The sequence below is a fragment of the Bacillota bacterium genome (assembly GCA_009711825.1).
GTDB lineage: Bacteria > Bacillota > Proteinivoracia > UBA4975 > VEMY01 > VEMY01.
Genome location: VEMY01000032.1, coordinates 16,785 through 36,481, shown reverse-complemented (window position 1 = coordinate 36,481; position 19,697 = coordinate 16,785). Strand labels below are relative to the sequence as shown.

Genomic DNA, 19,697 nt, shown 5'->3' with positions numbered 1-19,697 from the left:
GACCTGGAGTCAACTCCAGGTGGTATGCTAGTGACAGAGGTGATTGAAATGCAAATTGGCGCTGTAGGGGAAAAGTTCGGGGTACCGGTGGAGACATTGCGTTATTATGACCGCATTGGTTTGCTTTCGCCGGCCAGGGTCGGAAACAGGCGGGTATACTCAAGTGAGGATTGCCAAAGGCTGGCAAGTATTCTGGCAATGCGCAAATTGATGTTCAGCCTGGAGGAAATCAGAACGGTGTTGGCTGCGGATGCGCAGATTGATCGCAGTTTGGCGGTGGGAGAGTTAGATTTTGAGGCCTTGACTCTTATCCGCGGTGAGTTGGGGCGCAAGCTGGGAGAAATCGAGGAATTAGAACGGAATTTAAGTGAAGTCAAGGGGAAGCTGCAACTACTGATTGATAAAGTGGAAACAGTGCAACAAGGAGGTGGTCACAATGACTGACCTTACTCTGCCCCAATTGGGCTACGGCTGTTATGCATTGGCAGGAGCTTATGGAAACTGTTTATCAGAGCAACAGAAGCTGAGTCAAATTCAATTGGCCTATGATTTGGGCATTAGGTTTTTTGACACTGCCGGTAATTACGGAGATACCGAGATTACCCTGGGTCGGGCTGTAGCGTCATTTCGGGATAAGATTCTCGTCGCATCCAAAGTGGGGCCGACTGATGACGGGAAGGTCCGGCTTACCCGGAAACATGTGATGGCCAGTTGTGAACAGAGTCTCCGCCGTCTAGGCACTGATTATCTGGATTTGCTGCAAGTGCATTTTGACGATCCCGATACGCCGGTGGCAGAGACTGTCGCTGCCTTGGAAAGTTTGCAAGCCCAAGGCAAAATCCGCGCCTATGGTGTTGGTCATCTGCCGGTGGACAGGGTCAGAGAGTATGTCCAATTTGGCTCAGTTGCCACCGTGCTGGCAGAGATGAACGCAGTTTCGCGACTGCGTTATCAGGAACTTATGCCGCTGCAGGAAAAGTGGGGATTTGCGATTATTGCTTTCAGTGTTACCGGCCGGGGATTGTTGACTGGAAAGGTAACGCCCCAAACCCGATTTGCCTCAGGCGATATCCGTCAGCTGGACCCTATGTTCAGACGGGCGAAACTGACAGCAGGCTTGCGCTTGGCGGATGAACTGGCAGCTATTGGCGCCAAATTCGGCAAAAGCCCGGCCCAAATTGCAATTGCCTGGGTATTGCAGCATTCAGGAGTAACAACCGCACTTACCGGCCCACTGGATCCAAACCACCTGCGGGAGAATGTTGCGGTCGCCGATTGGCGGCTGCCTCAGGAATACTTTGCGAGGATGAATAAGGTTATTGAGCAGCAGGAGAAGCTTGTCCGGCACCAAATTGTCCAGGAAGTGCGTGAGATACTTGTTGCGCCGCTTGCTGCTGACCCGGGCCAGGCACAGGTTGACCTAGTATATGTACTCGAGCATGCTCTTGAGTATCAATGGCTTGCTTATGACACCGGAATCGAAATTTTCCGTGCGGTACTGGGGGAACCGGAAGCTTCTGCATTAACGGCGGCGCAAGCGCACCTCCGTGACCATGTCAGGGCTCATTTATGAAGTTCAAGGAACCGCAGCATGTAATGATTAAACAATTGGCTGTATATACCGCCAAAATGTATGTCAGCCGAATGCCCGGCCAAGGGAAACTTTAATAGCGCCAGGTTTACCTCTGGGTAGGCATTGTAGTGCTCCGAGAAGGCCTGCACATTCTCAACCGGTACCATGACATCATTGACGCCCTGGAGAATCAAACAGGGCGGACTTACGGCATCTACAAGCAGCTCCGGATAGAGGAAATCCTCCCGGCCTGCCAGACCCAGGGCCGGGGCCAGCTGGTAGGCGGGATACAAAGAAATAATTCCTCGTATCTTAAGTTGGTCGTTAAACAGCTCCGGATAGCTGCCGGCGGCTGTGGCAAGCCCGGCCACTGTTGCTAGGTGGCCGCCTGCGGAGTTGCCAGAAATAAACACCGACTCCAGGTCAGCCCCATAGCGATCGGCATGCTCAGCAAGGTAATAGGTGAAATGCCCGATATGCTCCAGCATGTCATCAATGGAATAATCCCCTCTCAGGTAATCTGGGGGCGTGGTGAGGCCGATGTCGAGAACATTCGCTAATCCGTACTGGATATCAAAGACCACATAGCCCTGCTCCGCCAGGAATTTGCTCAGTTGGAGCCGGTTGCCTTTGCCTTTGTTGCCCACACTCCAGCCCCCGCCATGGAGGCGGATAATTGTGGTGTTGCCTTCTGGCTTCAGCTTTTCCGGGGGCGGGATAAACGCATCGTAATACAGCTCCAACTCACCTTCCTGATAGAAGAGTTGATGTTCAACAATCTGGCACCTGGCGTGGGGGACGCCGAGGAAGTAGGCCGGCAGCGAAAAACTGAACTTAAAATCCTCACCTTGGTCGCCAAATGTCCGATTGAACTCAGCTTCCGCCTGGCGGGCCATTTGCGGTGTCAGCAGAAGCGGCAGTGTGAAGATGACGAAAATCAATGCCCCCGACAAGCCGAGGAACCAATTCTCCAGACTGGGGCGCCAGTGGTTTAGTTTCAGCAGCAAAACAGTGACATTGAGGAAAATAAAGGCGTAGAAAAGTGAGAAGGGCGCGACAAACATTTCCAGGCCAAAACCATGGCGGCTGATTAATACATAGGCCAGGCTTGCGCCAAAGGCCAAGAGAATTGCCAGCAGCGTCTTGCTGGGGCACCAGTTGTTGCGCAGGCGGTAGTTGCCCGAACCCAATCTCAGTCTTGAACCCAGGGCGAACAAACCAAAAAAAGCGCCGTAGAGGAGGATTGGCAGCAAAGGATGGACTGCGGTGTAGCCGCTGATCTTGCGGGCATTGGAGATCCCAAACAGGGCCAGAGGCATTACTGCCACAGCGAAGATTGCAAAGTGCAGATAGATTGTGCCAAATTTTCCGGAGCGGGTATGACAGGCAACAAGTGTGTTGGCAAGCAGGGCCAGCGGTATTGCACTGCCGGCGAGATTATTGACATGTTCAGGCGTCAATATGTAAACCAATCCTGCGAGCATAGCGGAAATGTTTGTGCCAAATAGTAGTATAGAAAGTATATGTCTATTCATTGGCTATCTCCTTGTTAAGGGTTCGTTTTAGAATGTGCATTTTTCAACAGCTTAATCACTGGCTTGAAGAAACTTATTAGTGATATGCTATAATTATATAAGACTGGCTTAAGTTTTAGCCTCAATGCTTAAATCAATCTTATAGGGGTGATCAGACAATTGAGCTATTTGTTTATTATCAATGATGGCCCATATGGTACAGAAAAGGCGTTTAACGCGCTGCGTCTGGCATTGACCTTACAGAAGGAAAACAAAGCTGAAATAACAGTGTATTTACTTGCTGACGGTGTTGCAAATGCGGTGGCCAATCAAGAAACTCCGGAGGGATACTATAATATCGGCCGGATGCTAAAGGGACTTCTTGTCAAGGGAGGCAAGGTCAAGCTTTGAGGGACTTGCCTCGATGCTCGGGGTCTGAGCAATGTCCAGTTACTGGCCGGTGTAGAACGCAGTACTATGGTTGAACTAGCGCAAATTTCTGAGAGTGTAGACAAAGTCCTGGTTTTCTGATAGCTGAATCTGATATACTGATTTTATTACATGTAAGGAGGGGAAAATATTACTTGGTTAATTGATAATTCTGCTCGTGCCTGATTGGGGACGATGCCTAAGCCAGTGCGGTTGACACACACATACCAGTGGAAGGCGGGGAGGCCCGTCTTACAGTGGCCGGCATAATTCTAAAACCGGTCGTGGTCCGGATTTGGGGATGGAATATGCCCCGATGAAGATGGAATTGGAAGTAATCGCTGTCTCAAGAGGAATGGCGGTGAATTAGTCCCTGGTCTGCCAAGCCTGGTACCCTGTGGAAGAGTAAACGGAACCCAACTCCTTGATTAACTAAAAATCAAGGAGGACGGGTATGAGCAGAATTCAAGAAAATACTGGCTTTATATGTGAATGGTGTGGTGCGGAAGTTCTGCCCCTAAACAATGGCAGCTACCGCAATCACTGTCCCTTTTGTTTGCATTCCAAACACGTGGACGTCTTGCCGGGAGACCGAAAAAACCAGTGCCGCGGGCTGATGCAGCCGCTTACGGTGCGCCACAATCCAAAAAAAGGCTGGCAAATAGTCCACCGCTGTATTACGTGTGGAGCAGAGCAGGCAAATATCATTGCCGATGCCGATGTTCAACCCGATGATATCGGGCAGTTAACCCGATTGTCCGGCTAATATTAAAGAGTGGAACTGATTAAGCGGTTCCGCTCTTTTTTTGGTAATACTAGTGGCAGGACAAGGATTGCGGGAGGTAATGCAGTGCAGAAGGATGAAGGACAGAGAAAATGGGGAGAACTGAAGCGGGTTGAGCTCTATCCCTGGCAGGCGGAGGCAACAGAAAAGTGGCTATCGCAGAAGCAGGGAACTATTAAGGTTGTTACCGGTGTGGGCAAAACCCTTTGTGCCCTGGCAATAATTGACCGTTTGCAGGAAACTGACCCTAAGCTTCGGGTTGCCGTGGTGGTGCCGACCAAGGTTTTGGTCCGGCAATGGCGCAAGGAGTTGAAGAAGCGTCTGGACTTAACGCCGGGGGAGATTGGCATCCTGGGGGCAGGGCGCTCGAACAGCTTTGACGGTGAGGTTAAAGTTTTAATATGCGTAATCAACAGCGCCGCAGCCAAGCTTCCTGAGTTAGTTGATGCCGGGACCGGGGAACACCTTTTGCTGGTTGTGGATGAATGTCACCGGGCGGGGGCGCCAAGTTTTCAGCGTGTTTTCAAGACACACAGAGCATACAGTTTGGGCCTCTCGGCAACCCCAGAGCGTTCAGAGAGTGAAGAGAACTACTCGCAAACGGTTCTGGGGCATGAACTGGGTCCGATAATCTACAAGATGAATTATTCTGAAGCCAGTCGTGCCGGCTTGCTGCCGGATTTTGAAGTCAGGCATTACGCCCTTCCCCTCAGCGTTGAAGAGGCCGAAGAATATCAGCAATTGACCCGGCAAATTCACGATCTGCGTCGCAAACTGAAGCAGCAGTTTGGCAAGCGGGAGCAAAAACAGTTCCATGGCTGGGTGCAAAGGCAGGCCAACAGCGAGGATTCAGAAGTTGGAGCTGTTGCCCAACGCTATTTGGGGCTGAGTATAGTCCGCAAGCATCTGTTATTTAAGGCTGAGGCCCGGGAACAGGCGGTGCAAAAAATCCTCAAGTCGACCTTTACCATCAATCCCGAGGCCCGTGTGATCTTGTTTCATGAGACAATTGAAGAAGTTGAGGAAATCTATCGTCAAATGCAGGCAGACGGCTATCGGGTAGTGCTGGAGCATAGCGGACTCGCGCCCGGTGAACGTAGACAGAATATCGAGGCGTTTCGGACCGGCGCGGCCCGGATAATTGTCTCAGCTCGAACTTTGATTGAAGGTTTTAATGTGCCCAAGGCAGATGTGGGGATTGTTGTTGCCTCCAGCGCTTCGGTTCGGCAGCGAATCCAGACAATCGGCCGGGTACTGCGCAAGGATGAAGCGGATAAGCAGGCCGTTGTGTACGTGCTGTACATGCACAAGACCACCGATGAAGCTGTTTACCGGCGGGCAGATTGGGAGGAAGTGGTGGGGGCAGACCGCAACCGCTACTTCTTCTGGGATTTACAACATCTTCCTGTTGAGACCAATGACCCCGCTCCCGGGGTGTGGAATGAGTACCAGTAAAAAATTTATTTCACTAAATCTCTGACGTAAACAGGAAAAAGGCGTGCGGGAGGCGAATTGTGATAGTAACAAATCAGGGAGGTGGTTGTGGCTTGAACCCGGAAAAGTTGCAGGATAATCTCACCGACTCTTTACTTGCTGACCACAATCTTGTGTTGCTGGTCGGCCCGCCTGGCTGCGGTAAAAGCCGAAAGTTACGAGAATTGCCCGGTGTTGGCATCATCAATGTGGGCAAGGAAGTGGCCCGGGAGTTAATGCCCGTTCCCCGGGAGGAACGTGCCGGAAAGGTTCCGGAAATTCTCAAAGATTTAGTAGAATCTCATGCCCAATCTGTAGTAGCCCTGGATAATATCGAATTACTGTTGCTGCCGGAATTAGAACTTGATTTATGGTCAAACTTAGACACTCTCAGTTTGTCAAAAAAACTTATTGTTGCCTGGACCGGACGGGTGGATGGAGACAAGATTGAATGGGGCGATCCTGGTGTGCCGGGACATTTGGTGCTAAGCCTGGAAAACTATACCGCCGGTATCGTCAGCATCACAGATTGAGCTATACAATGATAGAAACGGGGGCGCTCCATCTGGGGCGTCTCTGTTAGTTCTTGAACACCTAAATGCTTCTATAAAGGGGTTTTGTGCGCTAGTAGCGAATTAGGCCATAAGTTATATCATTTTCAGGGGGTGTTGACAATGGAGTGCAAGCAGTGTGGCAGCGGGAATATTAAACAGGGGATTATCATGGGGCAGACCTCGGGCGCCGGTTATATTGGCCCCCAGTACAAGGCAACCTTCCTGACCTCGGTCGCCAGGACTTACTGCGATTTATGTCTTGAATGTGGAGAAATTCTGCGGATGTACATAAAACAATCCACCGACAAGAAGTGGACTTTGGAGGAACAATAATCCTTTTTCGGGCCTTTTAGGCCCTTTTTTGTTATTATTCTTTTTCCAGGGGGAAACTACTCGGGGTGATGTGCATGCTACGGTTTATTGTAAGTTTGTGTCTCGTGCTTATTATTTTGCTGGTTCCGGGAAGGGCAGTCGCTCATCGGCCAATTTTTGCAGTTGAGAATTCTTGTCCCAGCGAAGCGATAGCGATTAATGATCCTCTGATTTCCTGGGCAATTTATGCCGAATTGACGCCAGGTGCGGTAGACTATTACACCTTTACTGCTGAAGAACAATTAGATTTCTATGCACAAATGACAATACCCACATTAAAACCAGAAACAGGTTTTGCGCCAGCATTTGCGTTGGTTGGCCCCGGACTTGGTGAGGCGCCACCGGATTTTCCCGGTGCAGTCTTCCAAGGTCACGGGGTTGAAGTTTTTCTGCCGACCCAGATTCAACGGACTTTTTTTGAGCCCTTTACCCAGACCCGCTATTGGATACGTCAGGAGCAGCGGATAACGTTGGGTCCGGGTGATTATTATCTGCTTGTGTATAATCCAGAAGCCGAAGGCGGCAGATATACCCTGGCTGTCGGCGAAGAAGAGGCGTGGACCTGGAGAGATTTGCTCGCTTTCCCGCAGCTGTGGCTCCGGGTGCGTTGGTGGTACAATCCGTTTCAAACCGTGGCGATATTGGTGGGACTGGGCATAATTATCGGGTTGGTAATTCGGCTGCTCTTGCGGTTGCGAACCCAACGGGGTTGATTGCCGAACGTATGTGCGGTATAATTATGGCGAACGAGTGTTTGCGGGGGTGGGGAGATGCAATGCTTTACAATCGGCCATTCCAACCATAGTTTTGAGAAGTTTAAGTCTTTGCTGGCCGCCCATGGTGTCAACTATTTGCTGGATGTTCGCTCTCTTCCATACAGCGGCTATGTCCGTCATTTTAATCGTGAAATCTTAACACGCCTATGCGCAGAAGCCGGCATCGGCTATCGCTGGCTTGGCCGTGAGTTAGGCGCGAAAGTTTTCCAAGTTGACAGCGATAGCAATTATAAAATTAAAGCCCAAGGGCTGGAGACCATACAGAAAACAATTGCTGCCGGCTTTAGGGTCAGTTTGTTATGCACTGAGCAGGATCCACTGCGCTGTCATCGGTTTTTGGCAATTCCAATCGAGCTTTCTAGATTGGATATAAGTGTTAAGCACATACAGGCCGATGGCATGGCCGTAGAGCAGGCAGAACTGGAACAAGGTTTGTTGGTTCAGACTTACGGGGGTTATAAACAATTGAATATGTTCGAGGCATCCTGTAGCTCAGGTTGAATTAAGCAAGCATTTTCTGACTTATCTGCAGTTTTGGCTTGCTTTTTTTGCACATGAGGGGATATAATGAAAATATTGGTAAGTGAAATTATTAACAATAATTAGGAGTGATTAGATGTTTGGCGGTAGGCCAGGGCCATTGGAACTAATTATTATTTTTGCAGTGATTTTGTTGATAATCGGCCCCTCTAAGTTGCCCCGAGTGGGACAAGCCTTTGGTAAAGCGATTGGTGAGTTTAAATTTGCTTCCAAGGGAGAAAAAGCTTCAACTGAGGGTGACGACAGTTAGCAGCCGAATAGATCGGTATGTCGGGGGGGAGAGTTATGGGCGCTAATCAGCCATTGACTATTATGGAGCATTTTACAGAATTGCGCCGCCGACTTATCAGGGTGGCAATTTTCGTGGTGCTTGCTTCTATCGTCGGATTTGTGTTTGCTCCCCGGCTGTTAGACGTGTTAGCCATGGAGCATGTGCTTATTTATATTCGCCCCTCAGAGGCGTTTATTGCACATATTCGCTTGGGTCTGCTGGCAGGGATAATGGCTTCTACACCGATGATTTTCTATCAAGTTCTGGCTTTTTTGCTGCCTGCCCTCTCAAAAAGGGAAAAACTAGTGTTAATTGTTGCGACGATAATGATGTTCTTTTTATTTATCGGGGGGCTTGCCTTTGCATGGTTCTTGGTCTTCCCAATAGCGCTTGATTTTTTTGCCAGTTTTGCCCACGAACAATTATTGCCTTGGTATACCGTTAGCGATTATGTTTCTTTTACTTCAGGGTTTTTATTGGCCTTCGGTTTGGTGTTTCAGTTGCCACTGGTATTTTGGGTGCTGGGGGCATTGGGCCTGGTTTCCTCTCGATTTCTTCGGTCAGGACGTAAATACGCCATCCTTATTATTGTGATTCTGGCGGCATTGATAACACCTCCAGACGTGGTCTCCCAAATTCTAATGATTTTACCGATGTTGGTGTTGTTTGAATTTGGAATTCTCTTGGTGCGGCTGAGTGAACGCAGACTCAAAATGCAGGAAGCGACGCTGGAAACATAATCATCAAAAAAGGGGTTCGCACCAATATGCGACCCCTTTTAATATCTGTGGACCAAGTAGCGGGAACGATAGCGGGAGCGACGTGCCCGGCGGGTTCGGCGCCGAATAAAGATCAGGCCGGTGCCAACAAATGTTGCGGCGCCAGGAAAAAACAAACGTCGCCACCAGGGATAAGCTGCAATTTCTCTTTCCGCCAATAGACTTGTTCGATGCAGCTCCTGGTCATTTACGCTTAGTACTAGCTCGCCAATTATCTGGCCCGCGGTGAGCGGAGCTTTTAAGCGCTCAGAATCTTCGTCAAGAAATTCACTATTGTAATTGAGTGTGGTTTTAACTTCCTGGTCTTGGACCGGAAGCACCGTGTCAAATCCTTCTGCAGCAATGATATCCACTGTATTCGGTTCACCGGGGGCCTGATTGGTGACCGGCAGGCGAGCGACCATTTGGTTATCTGAGAGCAGCGATAAGTAAGTGTAGTTTTCAAATCCATATTCCAACAGTCGCACCGAATCGGACCAGCGGCCCTCCCGGGTGGTATTTAAGACAACTGATACCAGTTCCATTGCATCCTGCTGGGCCGTGGCAACCAGAGTGAATCCTGCCTGTGGTGTATAGCCAGTTTTACCGCCGGTTGCTTTTTCGTAGTAGTTAGTGTAATGGGAGCGGATCAATTGATTGCCGTTGCCCCAGGGGCGAACCTCCGGGCCTGTCCAATTTTCTGGCGTATGGTGACCGGTCCCAACTACATCCCGGAACAGAGGGTGCTCCATTGCGGCTTTGGTTATAAGGGCCATGTCGCGGGCGGTAGAATAATGATCTGGGTGGTGAAATCCATCGGGATTGGCAAAATTGGTATTGGTAGCGCCCAGTTCTCTGGCCCGCTCTGTCATCATTTCGGTGAAAAACTCAATTGCTTCAGCGCGATTAAGTTCTGGATCGCCAAGCGAACGGGCTAAGTGAATGGCAATGGTGTAAGCAACATCGTTTCCGGAGGGCAGCATCAGGCCATAAAGCAGTTCTTCCATGGTAATCTGGTCGCCAACCAGAATTCCAGCTTTACTGGCACTTAAAGGGATAGTCAACACTTCAGTGCCGACAGTAACCAGCTCGTCGGGTTTGCCGTACTCGACAGCCAACAGGGCAGTCATGATTTTGGTTGTGCTGGCGGGATACATGATCTCATCTGCCCGTTGCTCAAAAAGGACTGCACCTGTGTTCATATTGACGAGGATGGCGCTTTCCGCTTCCAGTTCGGGAGCAGCGTTAGTTTGAGCTGGATAAATAATGAACATGGCTGAAAGGATTATGAGTAAATACAAGTGGATTTTCTGCATCGTCTTAAACTCCTTATACAAGGGATGTTCTTCTCTATTGTACAGCAGTAGCCCTGTGCTGCCAACAAAAAATTGCTTACAACTAATGTAAAAAAAAAGGCACCATAGGTGCCTTTATACCCGAAACCAGGGGAAGATACGTTGCAACCAGCTTGCGGCCGGGAATTTCTGGTCGGCTATTAGTTCAACCCGCTCCAATTCTTCACCTTTCAGTCTGAACACGGCTTCACCAACGATTTGGCCTTCATCTATCGGCGCAATGAGGGTTGGCACGTCGCTCTTAGGATCTTTTAGTTCCGGATCCAGTAGAATTTCTGTTTCAACTGCTGGAATGTTTCCGTGTTCTAATTCAGTTGCCATAGTGTCCTTGGGCCGTAGTCCGATGAGATCACGTCTGCCACCGGCAGTAGCATTGATCATGGCTAGTCGTTCCCCTTGCTTGCTCAGCACGTGATGGCGAAAGTTGGAAAAACCATGCTCCAATAAATTCCGGCTGTCCTGCCACCGACCATCGGCATCGGTTTTTAGGACAACGGCTACCAAATCCATCTCGTCAGCGGAGGCGGTGGCAACCATGCAGAAGCCGGCAGGAACGGTATAGCCGGTTTTGCCGCCGATGGCGTTGTCATAATAGAAGCCAGAACCGGTATTCAACATGAAGTTTGTATTTCTCCATGTCCGCATGTTATCGCTGTTCCAGGTTTCCGGAGTATATTGGCTGACAGAATCCAGTTTGCTGTATTCACTGTATTTCATCGCCTCTGCCTGAATTAAAGCCAGGTCGTATGCGGTCGTATAGTGATTGGGATGGGGATAGCCGTCAGGGTTTGAAAAATTTGTGTTAGCAGCGCCTAGAATTTCAGCCCGTTCGTTCATCAAATCAGCGAACTGGTTCAGGGCAGTGGCGGCAGGCATCTGCGGCTGCTTCGCAGTCTTCCGGACGATATGCACTGCAATCGAGTAAGCGGCGTCGTTGCCCGAAGGCAACATCATTGCATAGAGTAAGTCTTCCAGGCTTAGCTGGTCGCCCGGTTGCAGATGGGCGCGACTGGAATCCCAGCCAATCATGGTGACTTCTTCGCCGATGGTGATGATTTCGTCAAGCTCCCCATATTCAATGGCGAGCAGTGCGGTCATTATTTTGGTAGTGCTGGCAGGATACATTCTTCTGTCAGCATTTTTTTCATATAAAACAATCTTTGATTCGGCATCAATCAAGATAGCAGCTTCTGCTTTTACCTGCGGCAGCGCGTCGGCGTGTACGGACTGAAAGCCCGTGGTTAAAAACGCAAGCGCGGCGATGACAACAAAAATCCAACGCAGAGCTTTCATATCCTTCACCCTCTCATGTGTTTTTTGGTATGATTACTACAGCAGACAATCTTAACAGGTTTCGTCGTTGTTGCCAACACAAAATTATTACCATGGATTTTTATTGATATGGGGTGGTTGTTCTGAAATTATTAAAGGAAAAATTGCAAAAAATTGATCGTCGGGGCTATAAGGCGTATCAGGAGCTTACTGGGAATTACCAGGACCCCGGCTGGCAGCTATTTATTGACTATGTCCAGCCAGATCCCTTTGCAAACCCTTCCCGGTTGCGGGTTTTCATCCCCAGGGAACGGTTCGCTGTTAAACAAGACTGGATTAGTACATATCAGCGTCGAATTGCCTGCGAAGATTTCTTTGCCCGGTCAGTGGCCGATGCCCTCAAGGAGTTTGGGACCGCCGGTGGCACCGGTAACAGTGGCCAATTGACCATTGATGCTCCCGGACAAGCGGTTCTAGAGCGCACTTGCGTGCGGGCCCGGACTGGGGGATTGGAAATCCGGCTTTCTGCGGGATTACCAGCCCGGGGGCGGACAGTTCTGGGGCGTCAGGCCGAAACCATGCTCTGTCAGCGCCTGCCCGATGTATTAAATAAAGTAATCGACGGGTTTTCGCCTGCTGCCCTGCATGCCCAACTCCAATTGGCCGACCGCCAGCAGGCAATCCGGGAGTATCTGGCTGCAAATGATTTGGTTGCCTTCGTTGCCAATGGTTCTGTCCTTCCCCGGAGAAGCGGTGTCAGTGATTTGCCAGTGCAGGGAAAGGGTGTTGTCCCGTTTGAGGCGCCGCCGGAACTGACTGCCACAATCTCGCTGCCCACAGGCGAAAAAATTAACGGCCTAGCTATCAGGAAGGGCATAACTTTGATAGTTGGCGGTGGTTATCATGGCAAGAGCACCCTGCTCCATGCACTGGAGCGGGGCGTCTATAATCATGTTTTGGGGGATGGGCGCGATGATGCGACAGCGGTGAAGATTCGGGCTGAGGACGGGCGTCGGGTTGCCCGGGTCGATATTTCGCCCTTTATTTCTGATTTACCTGGGGGTAAATCTACCCGTGGCTTTTACACCGAAGATGCCAGTGGCAGCACATCCCAGGCAGCGAATATTATCGAGGCCCTGGAGGTCGGCAGCAAACTGCTGCTGATCGATGAGGATACCAGCGCCACTAATTTCATGATTCGTGACGCACGGATGCAAGCCCTAATTCATCGCGACAAGGAGCCGATTACTCCGTTTGTTGATAAAGCGCACCAGTTATACAGGCAGCATGGGGTCTCCAGCGTGCTGGTCATTGGCGGTGCCGGTGATTATCTGGATATTGCTGACACGGTCATCATGATGGACGCTTTTCGACCACGGGACGTGACTGCCCGTGCCCGTGAGGTGGCTGCCAGTTTACCAGCCCGGAGGAGTAATCAGGGAGGCAAAGAGTTTGGACCTATTTCTGGGCGGATAATCTCACCGCGGGGAATTAACGCCAGCAAAGGAAGACGTCAGCGGGCCGACGCAAGGGGGAGGCATGTCATCCTTTTGGGGACGGAGACTATTGAGCTAAGTGCAGTGGAACAGCTGGTAGACCCAAGCCAGACCCGGGCTTTGGCGCGGATGCTCCACCTGATTGCCAGGGAAATGCGGACATCGGCTCCGCTTTCATCTGTGGGCGAGAAGCTGTTTCAGCGTTTGGATGTGGAGGGGTTGGATACACTCTCACCGTTTCCGGGACAGCATCCCGTCGATATGGCTTTGCCCCGTCCCCTGGAACTGGCTGCCGCTATAAACCGCTTGCGTACACTGGAGGTGGAGTGATGCAGCTTGTCTGTTCCTGGAGTGGAGGTAAGGACTCTTGTTTGGCTTTGTACCGAGCGCTCCAGGCCGGAGGTACCGCCAAATGTTTGCTGACGATGGTAAACGAGCAGAATTCCCGTTCCCGGTCCCATGGGCTGGAACCGGCCTTTCTCCAGGCCCAGGCGCGCCTGCTCAATGTTGAGCATCGGTGGTGCCCGGCTTCCTGGGATAATTACGAGCAGGTTTTTGTCCATGAATTGCGGAAACTGGCGGGATGCGGTGTTACCCATGCGGTGTTTGGCGATATTGATATTGCCGGACACAGGGAGTGGGAGGAATCGGTCTGCCGTCAGGCCGGGATTCAGGCGCTCTTGCCCTTGTGGCGCCTAGGACGTGACAAGGTGCTTGACCAGTTCATCGATGCGGGATTTAAAGCGGTGATTGTTGTTATCAATCGGGAGTTGATGGACACACGGTTTTTGGGACGGGTTTTGGACAGGCAAACAATAGAGGAATTAACTGCCTGCGGTATCGATCCCTGCGGTGAGCAGGGCGAGTTTCACACGGCTGTTGTGGATGGACCGCTGTTTGCTCGGCCACTTGCCTGGCAGCCACGAGGGAGCGTGGCCCGGGAAGCACATGTGTTTTTAGATATCGAACTAAAGGAGGAGAAATAATGTATATATTAAACATGAATTCGGCAGATTTTGCCGCTGCTACGAAAGATATAAGCACTGCGGTTATACCCATTGGCATGATTGAGGCCCACGGACAACACTGTCCACTCGGCACAGATATGTTGATACCCCGCCGGTTTATGGAGTTGCTGGATGCTGAGCTGGGCGGAAAAGTTCTGATTGCGCCGGAGATAACCTACGGTCACTCTTGGTCACTGGCGCCATTCGCCGGCACCCTGAACATCCCCAACGAGGTGTTTGCCGAATATGTGTATCATATCGGTCTCGAACTTAAACGCTGGGGGCTGGACAAGCAGTTGTTTTTCAATGGCCATGGTGGGAACATCCCGGCATTGACAACAGTTGGCGAACGTCTGGCCGACCAGGGTGTGACAGCGATGCTGATCAATTGGTGGCAGGATTTCCAACCGGAAATTCTCGGAGTGTGTAGTTCCCAAGGCCACGGCGGCGAGGATGAGACTTCTCTTGTTTTGGCGCTTGATGAGAACCTGGTCGATATGGAGCAGGCCACGGTCAACAATGTCCGAACCGTGGCGCAAGTGTTCTATCCCGGTATGGAAGCGGCGGTGCTTCCTGAGGGTATGAGTGGTGATGCAAGACAGGCCAGCAGGACCAAAGGAGAAAAGCTGTATGAATTACTGCTTCCTCAGGTGGTTAAACTGGTAAAAAGTCTGCAGACAGGAGATTTGGTAACCAAATGAAATTCTATCCGTTGAAGTTAAGACCAGTGTACAATGAACGTCCCTGGGGCGGCGGGTTGGAGCAGACCTTTCCCGGAAAAGGCGGGCAGGGCATCGGTGAAAGTTGGGAGTTGTCTTTGTATCCCGGCAATCAGTCAACGGTGGCAAACGGCAGCATGGCTGGACAGCCCCTGGCGCAACTGGTCGCAGAGTATCCCCAGCAACTGTTGGGGGACAATTGGTGGCCACTGCAGCAGAAGTTTCCGCTGTTGATAAAACTCATTGGCGCCCGGGAGGATCTTTCTGTCCAGGTACATCCCGATGACCAGTTTGCGGCGGAACATGAGCAGAGTCTGGGTAAGGCGGAGATGTGGTATATCGTGAGCGCTAAGCCGGGCAGTCGTCTAATCATGGGCGTGAAGCCGGGAGTGGATAAAGCGGCGTTTTCCGCGGCTTTGGAGCGGGGAGAATTGGAGTCCGTCCTCAACCAAGTGCCTGTCCACCCGGGAGACGCGTTCTATATTCCCCCCGGAACTGTGCATGCCATTGGCGCCGGCATCGTTTTGGCAGAAGTTCAACAAAGTTCCGATGTTACTTATCGGGTGTACGATTGGAACCGGACTGACAGTTCTGGCAATCCCCGGGAGCTGCATGTGGACAAAGCGCTGTCAGTATTAGATATAGAATCCGGCCCCCCGCAAATATTGCCTGCAGCGCCGGTGACAGATGGTGTTTACCGCCTGATTGCTACGCCCTGGTTCAGCGTAGAAAAACTGGTGGTTGCTGAAAAATTACATTTCAGCCGCGAACAAAACCGTTTTGAGACCCTGGTGGTGCTGGATGGACTGCTGAACATTGCCGCAGGGGAAATCTACCTTGACCTGGAGCCTGGTGACACCGTGTTCATTCCCGCTTGTGTTAAGGATTATAGACTCAGAGGTAGGGGAGTTGCCCTGAAGACATATATCTAAGTTAGAAGACAGCGCTGGTGCCTTTTGCTTTTTTGTACTAGTTGCCTCACTTGGCCAGAAAAAATATGAATAAAAAAAGAGAGTCCGAGACTCTCAATAGGGAAGATAATTTTGCCAGGGCAGTTCAGGCACGCCCATCAGGCCGACAATAGTAATTATAAGCACCGAGAGCAGCATCATGATTAAACTGATGATAAACAAAATACCGGTGATATGAAAGTATGCGGCCAAGTTCCGGAAAATGTTTTCCATTTGTGAATTGTCGCCGTCTGCAGCAAGGGCCAGGGCACCGGATTTTGCGGCAAGTAACTTGGTTGCCAAGATAATCATAATCACACCTGGAATGATGCCGACGATGGTGATAACCTGAAGCACCCCCATGATTAGAGTGATGATACCGACAAACCCCGTCCACTTAGCAAGCTTCGAGAGGATTTCATTGTTTAACATTCCCCTCACCTCCTGTTATCTGATAGTGCAGTTTATGATTGCTTTGTGCCATTGGTTTCAAAGATTAGATTTTTTGCTTATATTGGCTGTAAATTTATTGGCAAATGCAGTAAAATGGGAGCAGGAGGGGGAATAGATTTTGTCAATTCGCGAAATTACCAATGAGAACCTTATTGACTTGAACTTAAAAGCGTTTACACGTACAGAGGCAATTAGAAAGCTTTCGCTGTTATTGAAAGAACAGGGCCTGCTCAGTTCTCTCGATTTGTTTCTGGTGGATGTGCTGAAGCGGGAACAGGAAGAGACCACTGGTTTTGGTATGGGGTTTGCCATTCCCCATGGCAAGAGCAAGGCCGTTAAAGAAACTGCTGTTGCGGTGGGTAGATTGGCGGCGCCGGTGGAATGGAAGTCATTAGATGATCAACCGGTAGAGATGATTTTCCTGCTGGCAGTGCCCGAAGCAGCCGCCAGTACAGACCACTTGGTGATGCTCTCCAGAATAGCCGGGGTGCTGATGGAAGATGATTTTCGGGAGCAGTTGCTTGCAGCGCAGCAACCACGTGAAGTTATTGATTTGATGAACATCAAAGCCCAAGAAGACCCGGAATTTTAACGAATTTTACATAGTCTCGCTGATCCGAACAAAAACAGGGGCTGTCAGATGGCAGCCCCTGTTTTTCTATACTATTATGTTGTTTTATAACATTCCTGGATTTCACCGTAATAGATGATGTGATAATCCAGCTCCCGATAATAACGGTTGGCGATCTTTTCTGCCACCAGAGCCGGTTCCATGGCCTGCTGATAGATGACCTTGCACTCATAATGCAGTTCGCACTCGCCTACCACAGGTGTAGAAACCGTCACCCCCGGCCTGGCTGTGAGTTTGCAGACGGAAAATTTGTCGATATCCCTTCCAGAGCGGGTTCCACAAATTTGCAACGCATCGCGCAAGTCCACCGCGAGCGGGACGCTGACTGTGAACTCCTGCGCTTTTTCCAAGAGTGAATAGGTGTGGCGGGAATAGCGCACCAACACGGTGAAAACGGGCCGGCTCCAGACTACACCGACAGAACCCCAGCCGATGGTCATTGTGTTGAGCTCATTCTGCCATTTGGTGGTCAAAAATGCGCCCCGGGGCAGTTGGGTTGTAAGTTCCGGTAAGTAACGGTTATACGGGACCTTTTCCAGCATTACGCAACTCCTTTCACAGTTTAGAGCCAAAAATATAACGCCATGGCGATCACTCCGCCGGCCAGCGAACAGACCCAGTTGACGGCGTCGTTTTCAAACCAATTGAGCCCCCTGGCCAGTTCGGTGGGTTGGCCATGGTGATGCCTCTTTTCGGTTAGTTTACCACAGACCGGACATCGATACATGGCCTGGACGCTGGCGCCCAGAACACTGTCCAGCAGTGACCCGATAAACCCGCCCCCGGCAGAGACGGCAGCGATCCCCAGCCAGCTGACTGTGGTTGTTAGGGAGAGACCTAGGGCTGCTAGAATAGAGATAAAGGCAGCGCCGGCCAGCGCTGCGCCGGTACCCAGCAGGCTTACGGCCCCGGAAACCCCGGCTGCAACCGGCTTCAGGGTGAGGATTGACAATGGTTCCTTGGTGCTTAAAATCCCCAGCTCGGTTGCCCAGGTATCGGCGTTTACGGCCGCGAAGCTGGCGAAATAACCCACCGCGTAGATCGGATCGTTGCCGGAGAAATACCAGGCGCCGGCCATGGCAAGCCCAATGCTGCCGTTGGCCAGCACCTGTAACCAGTCGCGGCGACCGGTCTTGGCAAAATCCGCTGCCACTGTTTGCTTGGCTGCGGATTTAAATTTACTAAGCAGGCTGGATGTGAGGAAAAAACTGATCAGAACGGCCCAAAACAACCAATTGCCAAGGATGTAGATCAGGGTGCCCAGCACTGTTGCCGCGTACAAACCGCTGAGAGATAAGGAGCGTTTGCACCATGCCGCCAGGGCGACAACAAGACTCAGTGCCAGCCCCGGAAGCAGGTCGGTCAATAAGAAATTCATCTGACAGCCTCCTTAGAGTCAAACGAAAAAGAACAACCAGATTAGAGCAGTGCCCAGGGGCACTGTTAAATTATCCAGACCCTTGGGGGTAAGCGCTTCGATGGCAGTTGCCGCCACAGCAAGCAGCAGTGCGCCACCCAGCGCCCAAACCAGTCCCAGGCCTGGTCCCAATAACAAAATTACAAACAACGGAATGAATGAAGCTACCAACATTGCAATACTGCCTTCAACGCTTTTGGTCGCGCCAAACAGGGTGTACTTGGTTTTACCAAAGTTTGTGCCGATTAAGCCTGCAAACCCATCGCCATAACCCATTGCCATAATACCCAGAGCACCGATATACGGATGAACGCCTTCAAATACCGGACTGTCAAACCAGGTGAGGAGAACCAGAATCAGAAGGGCAATCGGAAAATAGACTGTGCCCAAATTATTGATATCTCTGGTTTTTCGTTCCATGGAGTCAAAGATGCCGGTGTACCACGATACAAGATTGAGAAAGATGAACGTGATTGGCGGTATAATTGCCCATTGCCATTCAGTGAAGAAGAACATGGCAATCAGCCACCAGTGGCTTACACCGATATGTACGAATTTACGACTCTCCTCCTTTGGCAGATGGAATAGTCTCACCAACAATTCGGAAATTCCGATGATGGCGAAGATGAGAAAATACGACATGAACATCCCGGTCGAAATCATATGTGTGCCTCCCTTTTTTTGCTAACAATGATATTATAGCTTGTCCATGCTAATCAGCCAACACCAATATTGCAAAAAGCAAAGTCCTTGGCGACAGCAAAGTATAATGGCTGAGATAAGACAAACACTATTGCTTGAGACAAGGAGGGGATGATATGCCTCAAGTCGCGAGCAAAAAATTATTGCAAGAAATAACGGGAATTTTTGCCCGGCAGTTGGCGGAAACTTTTGTTGACTGCTGGCAGACCCGGGCCAGTTTGGGTGCAGAATGGTCAAAACTGCGACAGGATTTAACTGTACGGCATCTTAACCGACTGGGCAGGAGATTGCAGCATCTGGGGGAGCCACCGGAGTTAAAGCTAGATTTTACAGCGTCAGCCCAGCGGTCAGAAGCAGATTTACTCAAATCGGCTCTGAAAAGTGAAGCAGCATTAATAAATTTGCTGCGTATGGCAATCCCCCAACTGCATGCTTGCAGGGATTGGGGTAGTGAAGACTTGGTGAAAATGCTTCTGCACGAGCGGGAAGAGCTTGTGCAGCAAATTGAAACAGACTCTGACCCGATACTAGAACATCTCTGGGATGACGAGGGGCTGTCGATGTCGCCACAATCGATCCATTGAGCACTGAGAGTGTTTCCCAACGCCGGCATGTGCTATAATTAGTCTGAACTGAATTGTGGCAGGTGAA

23 protein-coding genes, 1 pseudogene and 1 other annotated feature are annotated in these 19,697 nt (G+C 50.6%); of the genes and pseudogenes, 17 read left to right on the top strand and 7 right to left on the bottom strand.

Annotated elements, in window-relative coordinates; genetic code table 11:
• The first annotated feature begins 24 nt into the window (after positions 1 to 24).
• A complete protein-coding gene (locus tag FH749_10335; protein MTI95863.1) occupies positions 25 to 444 on the top strand; it encodes a MerR family transcriptional regulator in 420 nt (139 codons plus the stop codon).
• A complete protein-coding gene (locus FH749_10330) occupies positions 437 to 1,573 on the top strand; it encodes an aldo/keto reductase (GenBank protein ID MTI95862.1) in 1,137 nt (378 codons plus the stop codon). Before FH749_10335 ends, FH749_10330 begins: the two co-directional genes overlap by 8 nt.
• On the opposite strand, the gene FH749_10325 is transcribed toward FH749_10330, so the two are convergent.
• Complete coding sequence (locus FH749_10325; GenBank protein MTI95861.1) at positions 1,564 to 3,108, bottom strand: alpha/beta hydrolase; 1,545 nt, start codon at positions 3,106 to 3,108, stop codon at positions 1,564 to 1,566. The genes FH749_10330 and FH749_10325 overlap by 10 nt on opposite strands.
• A gap of 159 nt (positions 3,109 to 3,267) precedes the next feature.
• Here FH749_10325 and FH749_10320 point away from each other — a divergent pair.
• From FH749_10320 to tatC, 9 genes and pseudogenes are all read left to right on the top strand, one after another.
• Positions 3,268 to 3,618, top strand: a pseudogene (locus FH749_10320) (hypothetical protein).
• A 165-nt stretch (positions 3,619 to 3,783) separates the two neighbouring features.
• Positions 3,784 to 3,895: a sequence feature (possible 16S ribosomal RNA but 16S or 23S rRNA prediction is too short), on the top strand.
• A 75-nt stretch (positions 3,896 to 3,970) separates the two neighbouring features.
• Positions 3,971 to 4,282 carry an RNHCP domain-containing protein gene (locus FH749_10315; protein MTI95860.1) on the top strand — a complete coding sequence of 104 codons (312 nt, stop codon included), beginning with the start codon at positions 3,971 to 3,973 and terminating at the stop codon, positions 4,280 to 4,282.
• A gap of 9 nt (positions 4,283 to 4,291) precedes the next feature.
• Positions 4,292 to 5,755: a DEAD/DEAH box helicase gene (locus FH749_10310; protein ID MTI95859.1), complete on the top strand. Its 1,464-nt coding sequence runs from the start codon at positions 4,292 to 4,294 to the stop codon at positions 5,753 to 5,755.
• A 17-nt stretch (positions 5,756 to 5,772) separates the two neighbouring features.
• A complete protein-coding gene (gene brxF, locus FH749_10305; GenBank protein ID MTI95858.1) occupies positions 5,773 to 6,306 on the top strand; it encodes a BREX-3 system P-loop-containing protein BrxF in 534 nt (177 codons plus the stop codon).
• Positions 6,307 to 6,447: 141 nt separating this feature from the next.
• On the top strand, positions 6,448 to 6,660 hold the full coding sequence (locus FH749_10300; GenBank protein ID MTI95857.1) for a hypothetical protein: 213 nt from the start codon (positions 6,448 to 6,450) through the stop codon (positions 6,658 to 6,660).
• Positions 6,661 to 6,734: 74 nt separating this feature from the next.
• The gene (locus FH749_10295; protein ID MTI95856.1) at positions 6,735 to 7,412 is read left to right on the top strand and encodes a hypothetical protein; all 678 of its coding nucleotides are present in this window, start codon (positions 6,735 to 6,737) and stop codon (positions 7,410 to 7,412) included.
• A gap of 57 nt (positions 7,413 to 7,469) precedes the next feature.
• Positions 7,470 to 7,976, top strand: coding sequence for a DUF488 domain-containing protein (locus FH749_10290; GenBank protein ID MTI95855.1), 507 nt, complete (start codon positions 7,470 to 7,472; stop codon positions 7,974 to 7,976).
• Positions 7,977 to 8,091: 115 nt separating this feature from the next.
• On the top strand, positions 8,092 to 8,265 hold the full coding sequence (locus FH749_10285; protein MTI95854.1) for a twin-arginine translocase TatA/TatE family subunit: 174 nt from the start codon (positions 8,092 to 8,094) through the stop codon (positions 8,263 to 8,265).
• 17 nt (positions 8,266 to 8,282) lie between these two features.
• A complete protein-coding gene (gene tatC / locus FH749_10280; GenBank protein MTI95853.1) occupies positions 8,283 to 9,026 on the top strand; it encodes a twin-arginine translocase subunit TatC in 744 nt (247 codons plus the stop codon).
• 38 nt (positions 9,027 to 9,064) lie between these two features.
• Here the strand turns inward: tatC and FH749_10275 are convergent, their stop codons facing one another.
• Positions 9,065 to 10,360, bottom strand: coding sequence for a D-alanyl-D-alanine carboxypeptidase (locus tag FH749_10275; GenBank protein ID MTI95852.1), 1,296 nt, complete (start codon positions 10,358 to 10,360; stop codon positions 9,065 to 9,067).
• A gap of 114 nt (positions 10,361 to 10,474) precedes the next feature.
• A complete protein-coding gene (locus FH749_10270) occupies positions 10,475 to 11,692 on the bottom strand; it encodes a D-alanyl-D-alanine carboxypeptidase (GenBank protein ID MTI95851.1) in 1,218 nt (405 codons plus the stop codon).
• A gap of 122 nt (positions 11,693 to 11,814) precedes the next feature.
• Here FH749_10270 and FH749_10265 point away from each other — a divergent pair, with 122 nt between their 5' ends.
• The 4 genes from FH749_10265 to FH749_10250 are packed head-to-tail and all read left to right on the top strand — an operon-like array spanning position 11,815 to position 15,825.
• On the top strand, positions 11,815 to 13,497 hold the full coding sequence (locus FH749_10265; GenBank protein ID MTI95850.1) for an ATPase: 1,683 nt from the start codon (positions 11,815 to 11,817) through the stop codon (positions 13,495 to 13,497).
• Positions 13,497 to 14,153: a diphthine--ammonia ligase gene (locus FH749_10260; GenBank protein ID MTI95849.1), complete on the top strand. Its 657-nt coding sequence runs from the start codon at positions 13,497 to 13,499 to the stop codon at positions 14,151 to 14,153. Before FH749_10265 ends, FH749_10260 begins: the two co-directional genes overlap by 1 nt.
• A complete protein-coding gene (locus FH749_10255) occupies positions 14,153 to 14,875 on the top strand; it encodes a creatininase family protein (protein ID MTI95848.1) in 723 nt (240 codons plus the stop codon). Before FH749_10260 ends, FH749_10255 begins: the two co-directional genes overlap by 1 nt.
• Positions 14,872 to 15,825 carry a mannose-6-phosphate isomerase gene (locus FH749_10250; protein MTI95847.1) on the top strand — a complete coding sequence of 318 codons (954 nt, stop codon included), beginning with the start codon at positions 14,872 to 14,874 and terminating at the stop codon, positions 15,823 to 15,825. Before FH749_10255 ends, FH749_10250 begins: the two co-directional genes overlap by 4 nt.
• 93 nt (positions 15,826 to 15,918) lie before the next feature.
• Here FH749_10250 and FH749_10245 read toward each other — a convergent pair whose 3' ends face one another.
• Positions 15,919 to 16,275 carry a hypothetical protein gene (locus FH749_10245; GenBank protein MTI95846.1) on the bottom strand — a complete coding sequence of 119 codons (357 nt, stop codon included), beginning with the start codon at positions 16,273 to 16,275 and terminating at the stop codon, positions 15,919 to 15,921.
• Positions 16,276 to 16,420: 145 nt separating this feature from the next.
• On the opposite strand from FH749_10245, the gene FH749_10240 reads away from it, so the two are divergent.
• Positions 16,421 to 16,888 carry a PTS mannose transporter subunit IIAB gene (locus tag FH749_10240; GenBank protein ID MTI95845.1) on the top strand — a complete coding sequence of 156 codons (468 nt, stop codon included), beginning with the start codon at positions 16,421 to 16,423 and terminating at the stop codon, positions 16,886 to 16,888.
• Between the two features lie 74 nt (positions 16,889 to 16,962).
• Here the strand turns inward: FH749_10240 and FH749_10235 are convergent, their stop codons facing one another.
• Genes FH749_10235 through FH749_10225 form a run of 3 tightly spaced genes read right to left on the bottom strand, consistent with a single transcriptional unit; the run spans position 16,963 to position 19,007 of the window.
• Positions 16,963 to 17,469 (bottom strand): flavin reductase family protein, encoded by a 507-nt coding sequence (locus FH749_10235; GenBank protein ID MTI95844.1) that lies wholly within the window; start codon positions 17,467 to 17,469, stop codon positions 16,963 to 16,965.
• A 20-nt stretch (positions 17,470 to 17,489) separates the two neighbouring features.
• Entirely contained in the window at positions 17,490 to 18,293 is an 804-nt protein-coding gene (locus tag FH749_10230; protein ID MTI95843.1) for a DUF92 domain-containing protein, read from the bottom strand.
• 30 nt (positions 18,294 to 18,323) lie between these two features.
• The gene (locus FH749_10225; protein ID MTI95842.1) at positions 18,324 to 19,007 is read right to left on the bottom strand and encodes a phosphatidate cytidylyltransferase; all 684 of its coding nucleotides are present in this window, start codon (positions 19,005 to 19,007) and stop codon (positions 18,324 to 18,326) included.
• A gap of 155 nt (positions 19,008 to 19,162) precedes the next feature.
• Here FH749_10225 and FH749_10220 point away from each other — a divergent pair, with 155 nt between their 5' ends.
• Positions 19,163 to 19,630: a hypothetical protein gene (locus FH749_10220; protein MTI95841.1), complete on the top strand. Its 468-nt coding sequence runs from the start codon at positions 19,163 to 19,165 to the stop codon at positions 19,628 to 19,630.
• The last annotated feature ends 67 nt before the right edge of the window (positions 19,631 to 19,697 follow it).

Excerpts from the sequence above, each read along its gene's own strand:
- FH749_10335 (MTI95863.1), top strand. The coding sequence starts at position 25 with ATGCTAGTGACAGAGGTGATTGAAATGCAAATTGGCGCTGTAGGGGAA.
- FH749_10330 (MTI95862.1), top strand. The coding sequence starts at position 437 with ATGACTGACCTTACTCTGCCCCAATTGGGCTACGGCTGTTATGCATTG.
- FH749_10325 (MTI95861.1), bottom strand. The coding sequence starts at position 3,108 with ATGAATAGACATATACTTTCTATACTACTATTTGGCACAAACATTTCC.
- FH749_10315 (MTI95860.1), top strand. The coding sequence starts at position 3,971 with ATGAGCAGAATTCAAGAAAATACTGGCTTTATATGTGAATGGTGTGGT.
- FH749_10300 (MTI95857.1), top strand. The coding sequence starts at position 6,448 with ATGGAGTGCAAGCAGTGTGGCAGCGGGAATATTAAACAGGGGATTATC.
- FH749_10295 (MTI95856.1), top strand. The coding sequence starts at position 6,735 with ATGCTACGGTTTATTGTAAGTTTGTGTCTCGTGCTTATTATTTTGCTG.
- FH749_10290 (MTI95855.1), top strand. The coding sequence starts at position 7,470 with ATGCAATGCTTTACAATCGGCCATTCCAACCATAGTTTTGAGAAGTTT.
- FH749_10285 (MTI95854.1), top strand. The coding sequence starts at position 8,092 with ATGTTTGGCGGTAGGCCAGGGCCATTGGAACTAATTATTATTTTTGCA.
- tatC (MTI95853.1), top strand. The coding sequence starts at position 8,283 with ATGTCGGGGGGGAGAGTTATGGGCGCTAATCAGCCATTGACTATTATG.
- FH749_10275 (MTI95852.1), bottom strand. The coding sequence starts at position 10,360 with ATGCAGAAAATCCACTTGTATTTACTCATAATCCTTTCAGCCATGTTC.
- FH749_10270 (MTI95851.1), bottom strand. The coding sequence starts at position 11,692 with ATGAAAGCTCTGCGTTGGATTTTTGTTGTCATCGCCGCGCTTGCGTTT.
- FH749_10260 (MTI95849.1), top strand. The coding sequence starts at position 13,497 with ATGCAGCTTGTCTGTTCCTGGAGTGGAGGTAAGGACTCTTGTTTGGCT.
- FH749_10255 (MTI95848.1), top strand. The coding sequence starts at position 14,153 with ATGTATATATTAAACATGAATTCGGCAGATTTTGCCGCTGCTACGAAA.
- FH749_10250 (MTI95847.1), top strand. The coding sequence starts at position 14,872 with ATGAAATTCTATCCGTTGAAGTTAAGACCAGTGTACAATGAACGTCCC.
- FH749_10245 (MTI95846.1), bottom strand. The coding sequence starts at position 16,275 with ATGTTAAACAATGAAATCCTCTCGAAGCTTGCTAAGTGGACGGGGTTT.
- FH749_10235 (MTI95844.1), bottom strand. The coding sequence starts at position 17,469 with ATGCTGGAAAAGGTCCCGTATAACCGTTACTTACCGGAACTTACAACC.
- FH749_10225 (MTI95842.1), bottom strand. The coding sequence starts at position 19,007 with ATGATTTCGACCGGGATGTTCATGTCGTATTTTCTCATCTTCGCCATC.
- FH749_10220 (MTI95841.1), top strand. The coding sequence starts at position 19,163 with ATGCCTCAAGTCGCGAGCAAAAAATTATTGCAAGAAATAACGGGAATT.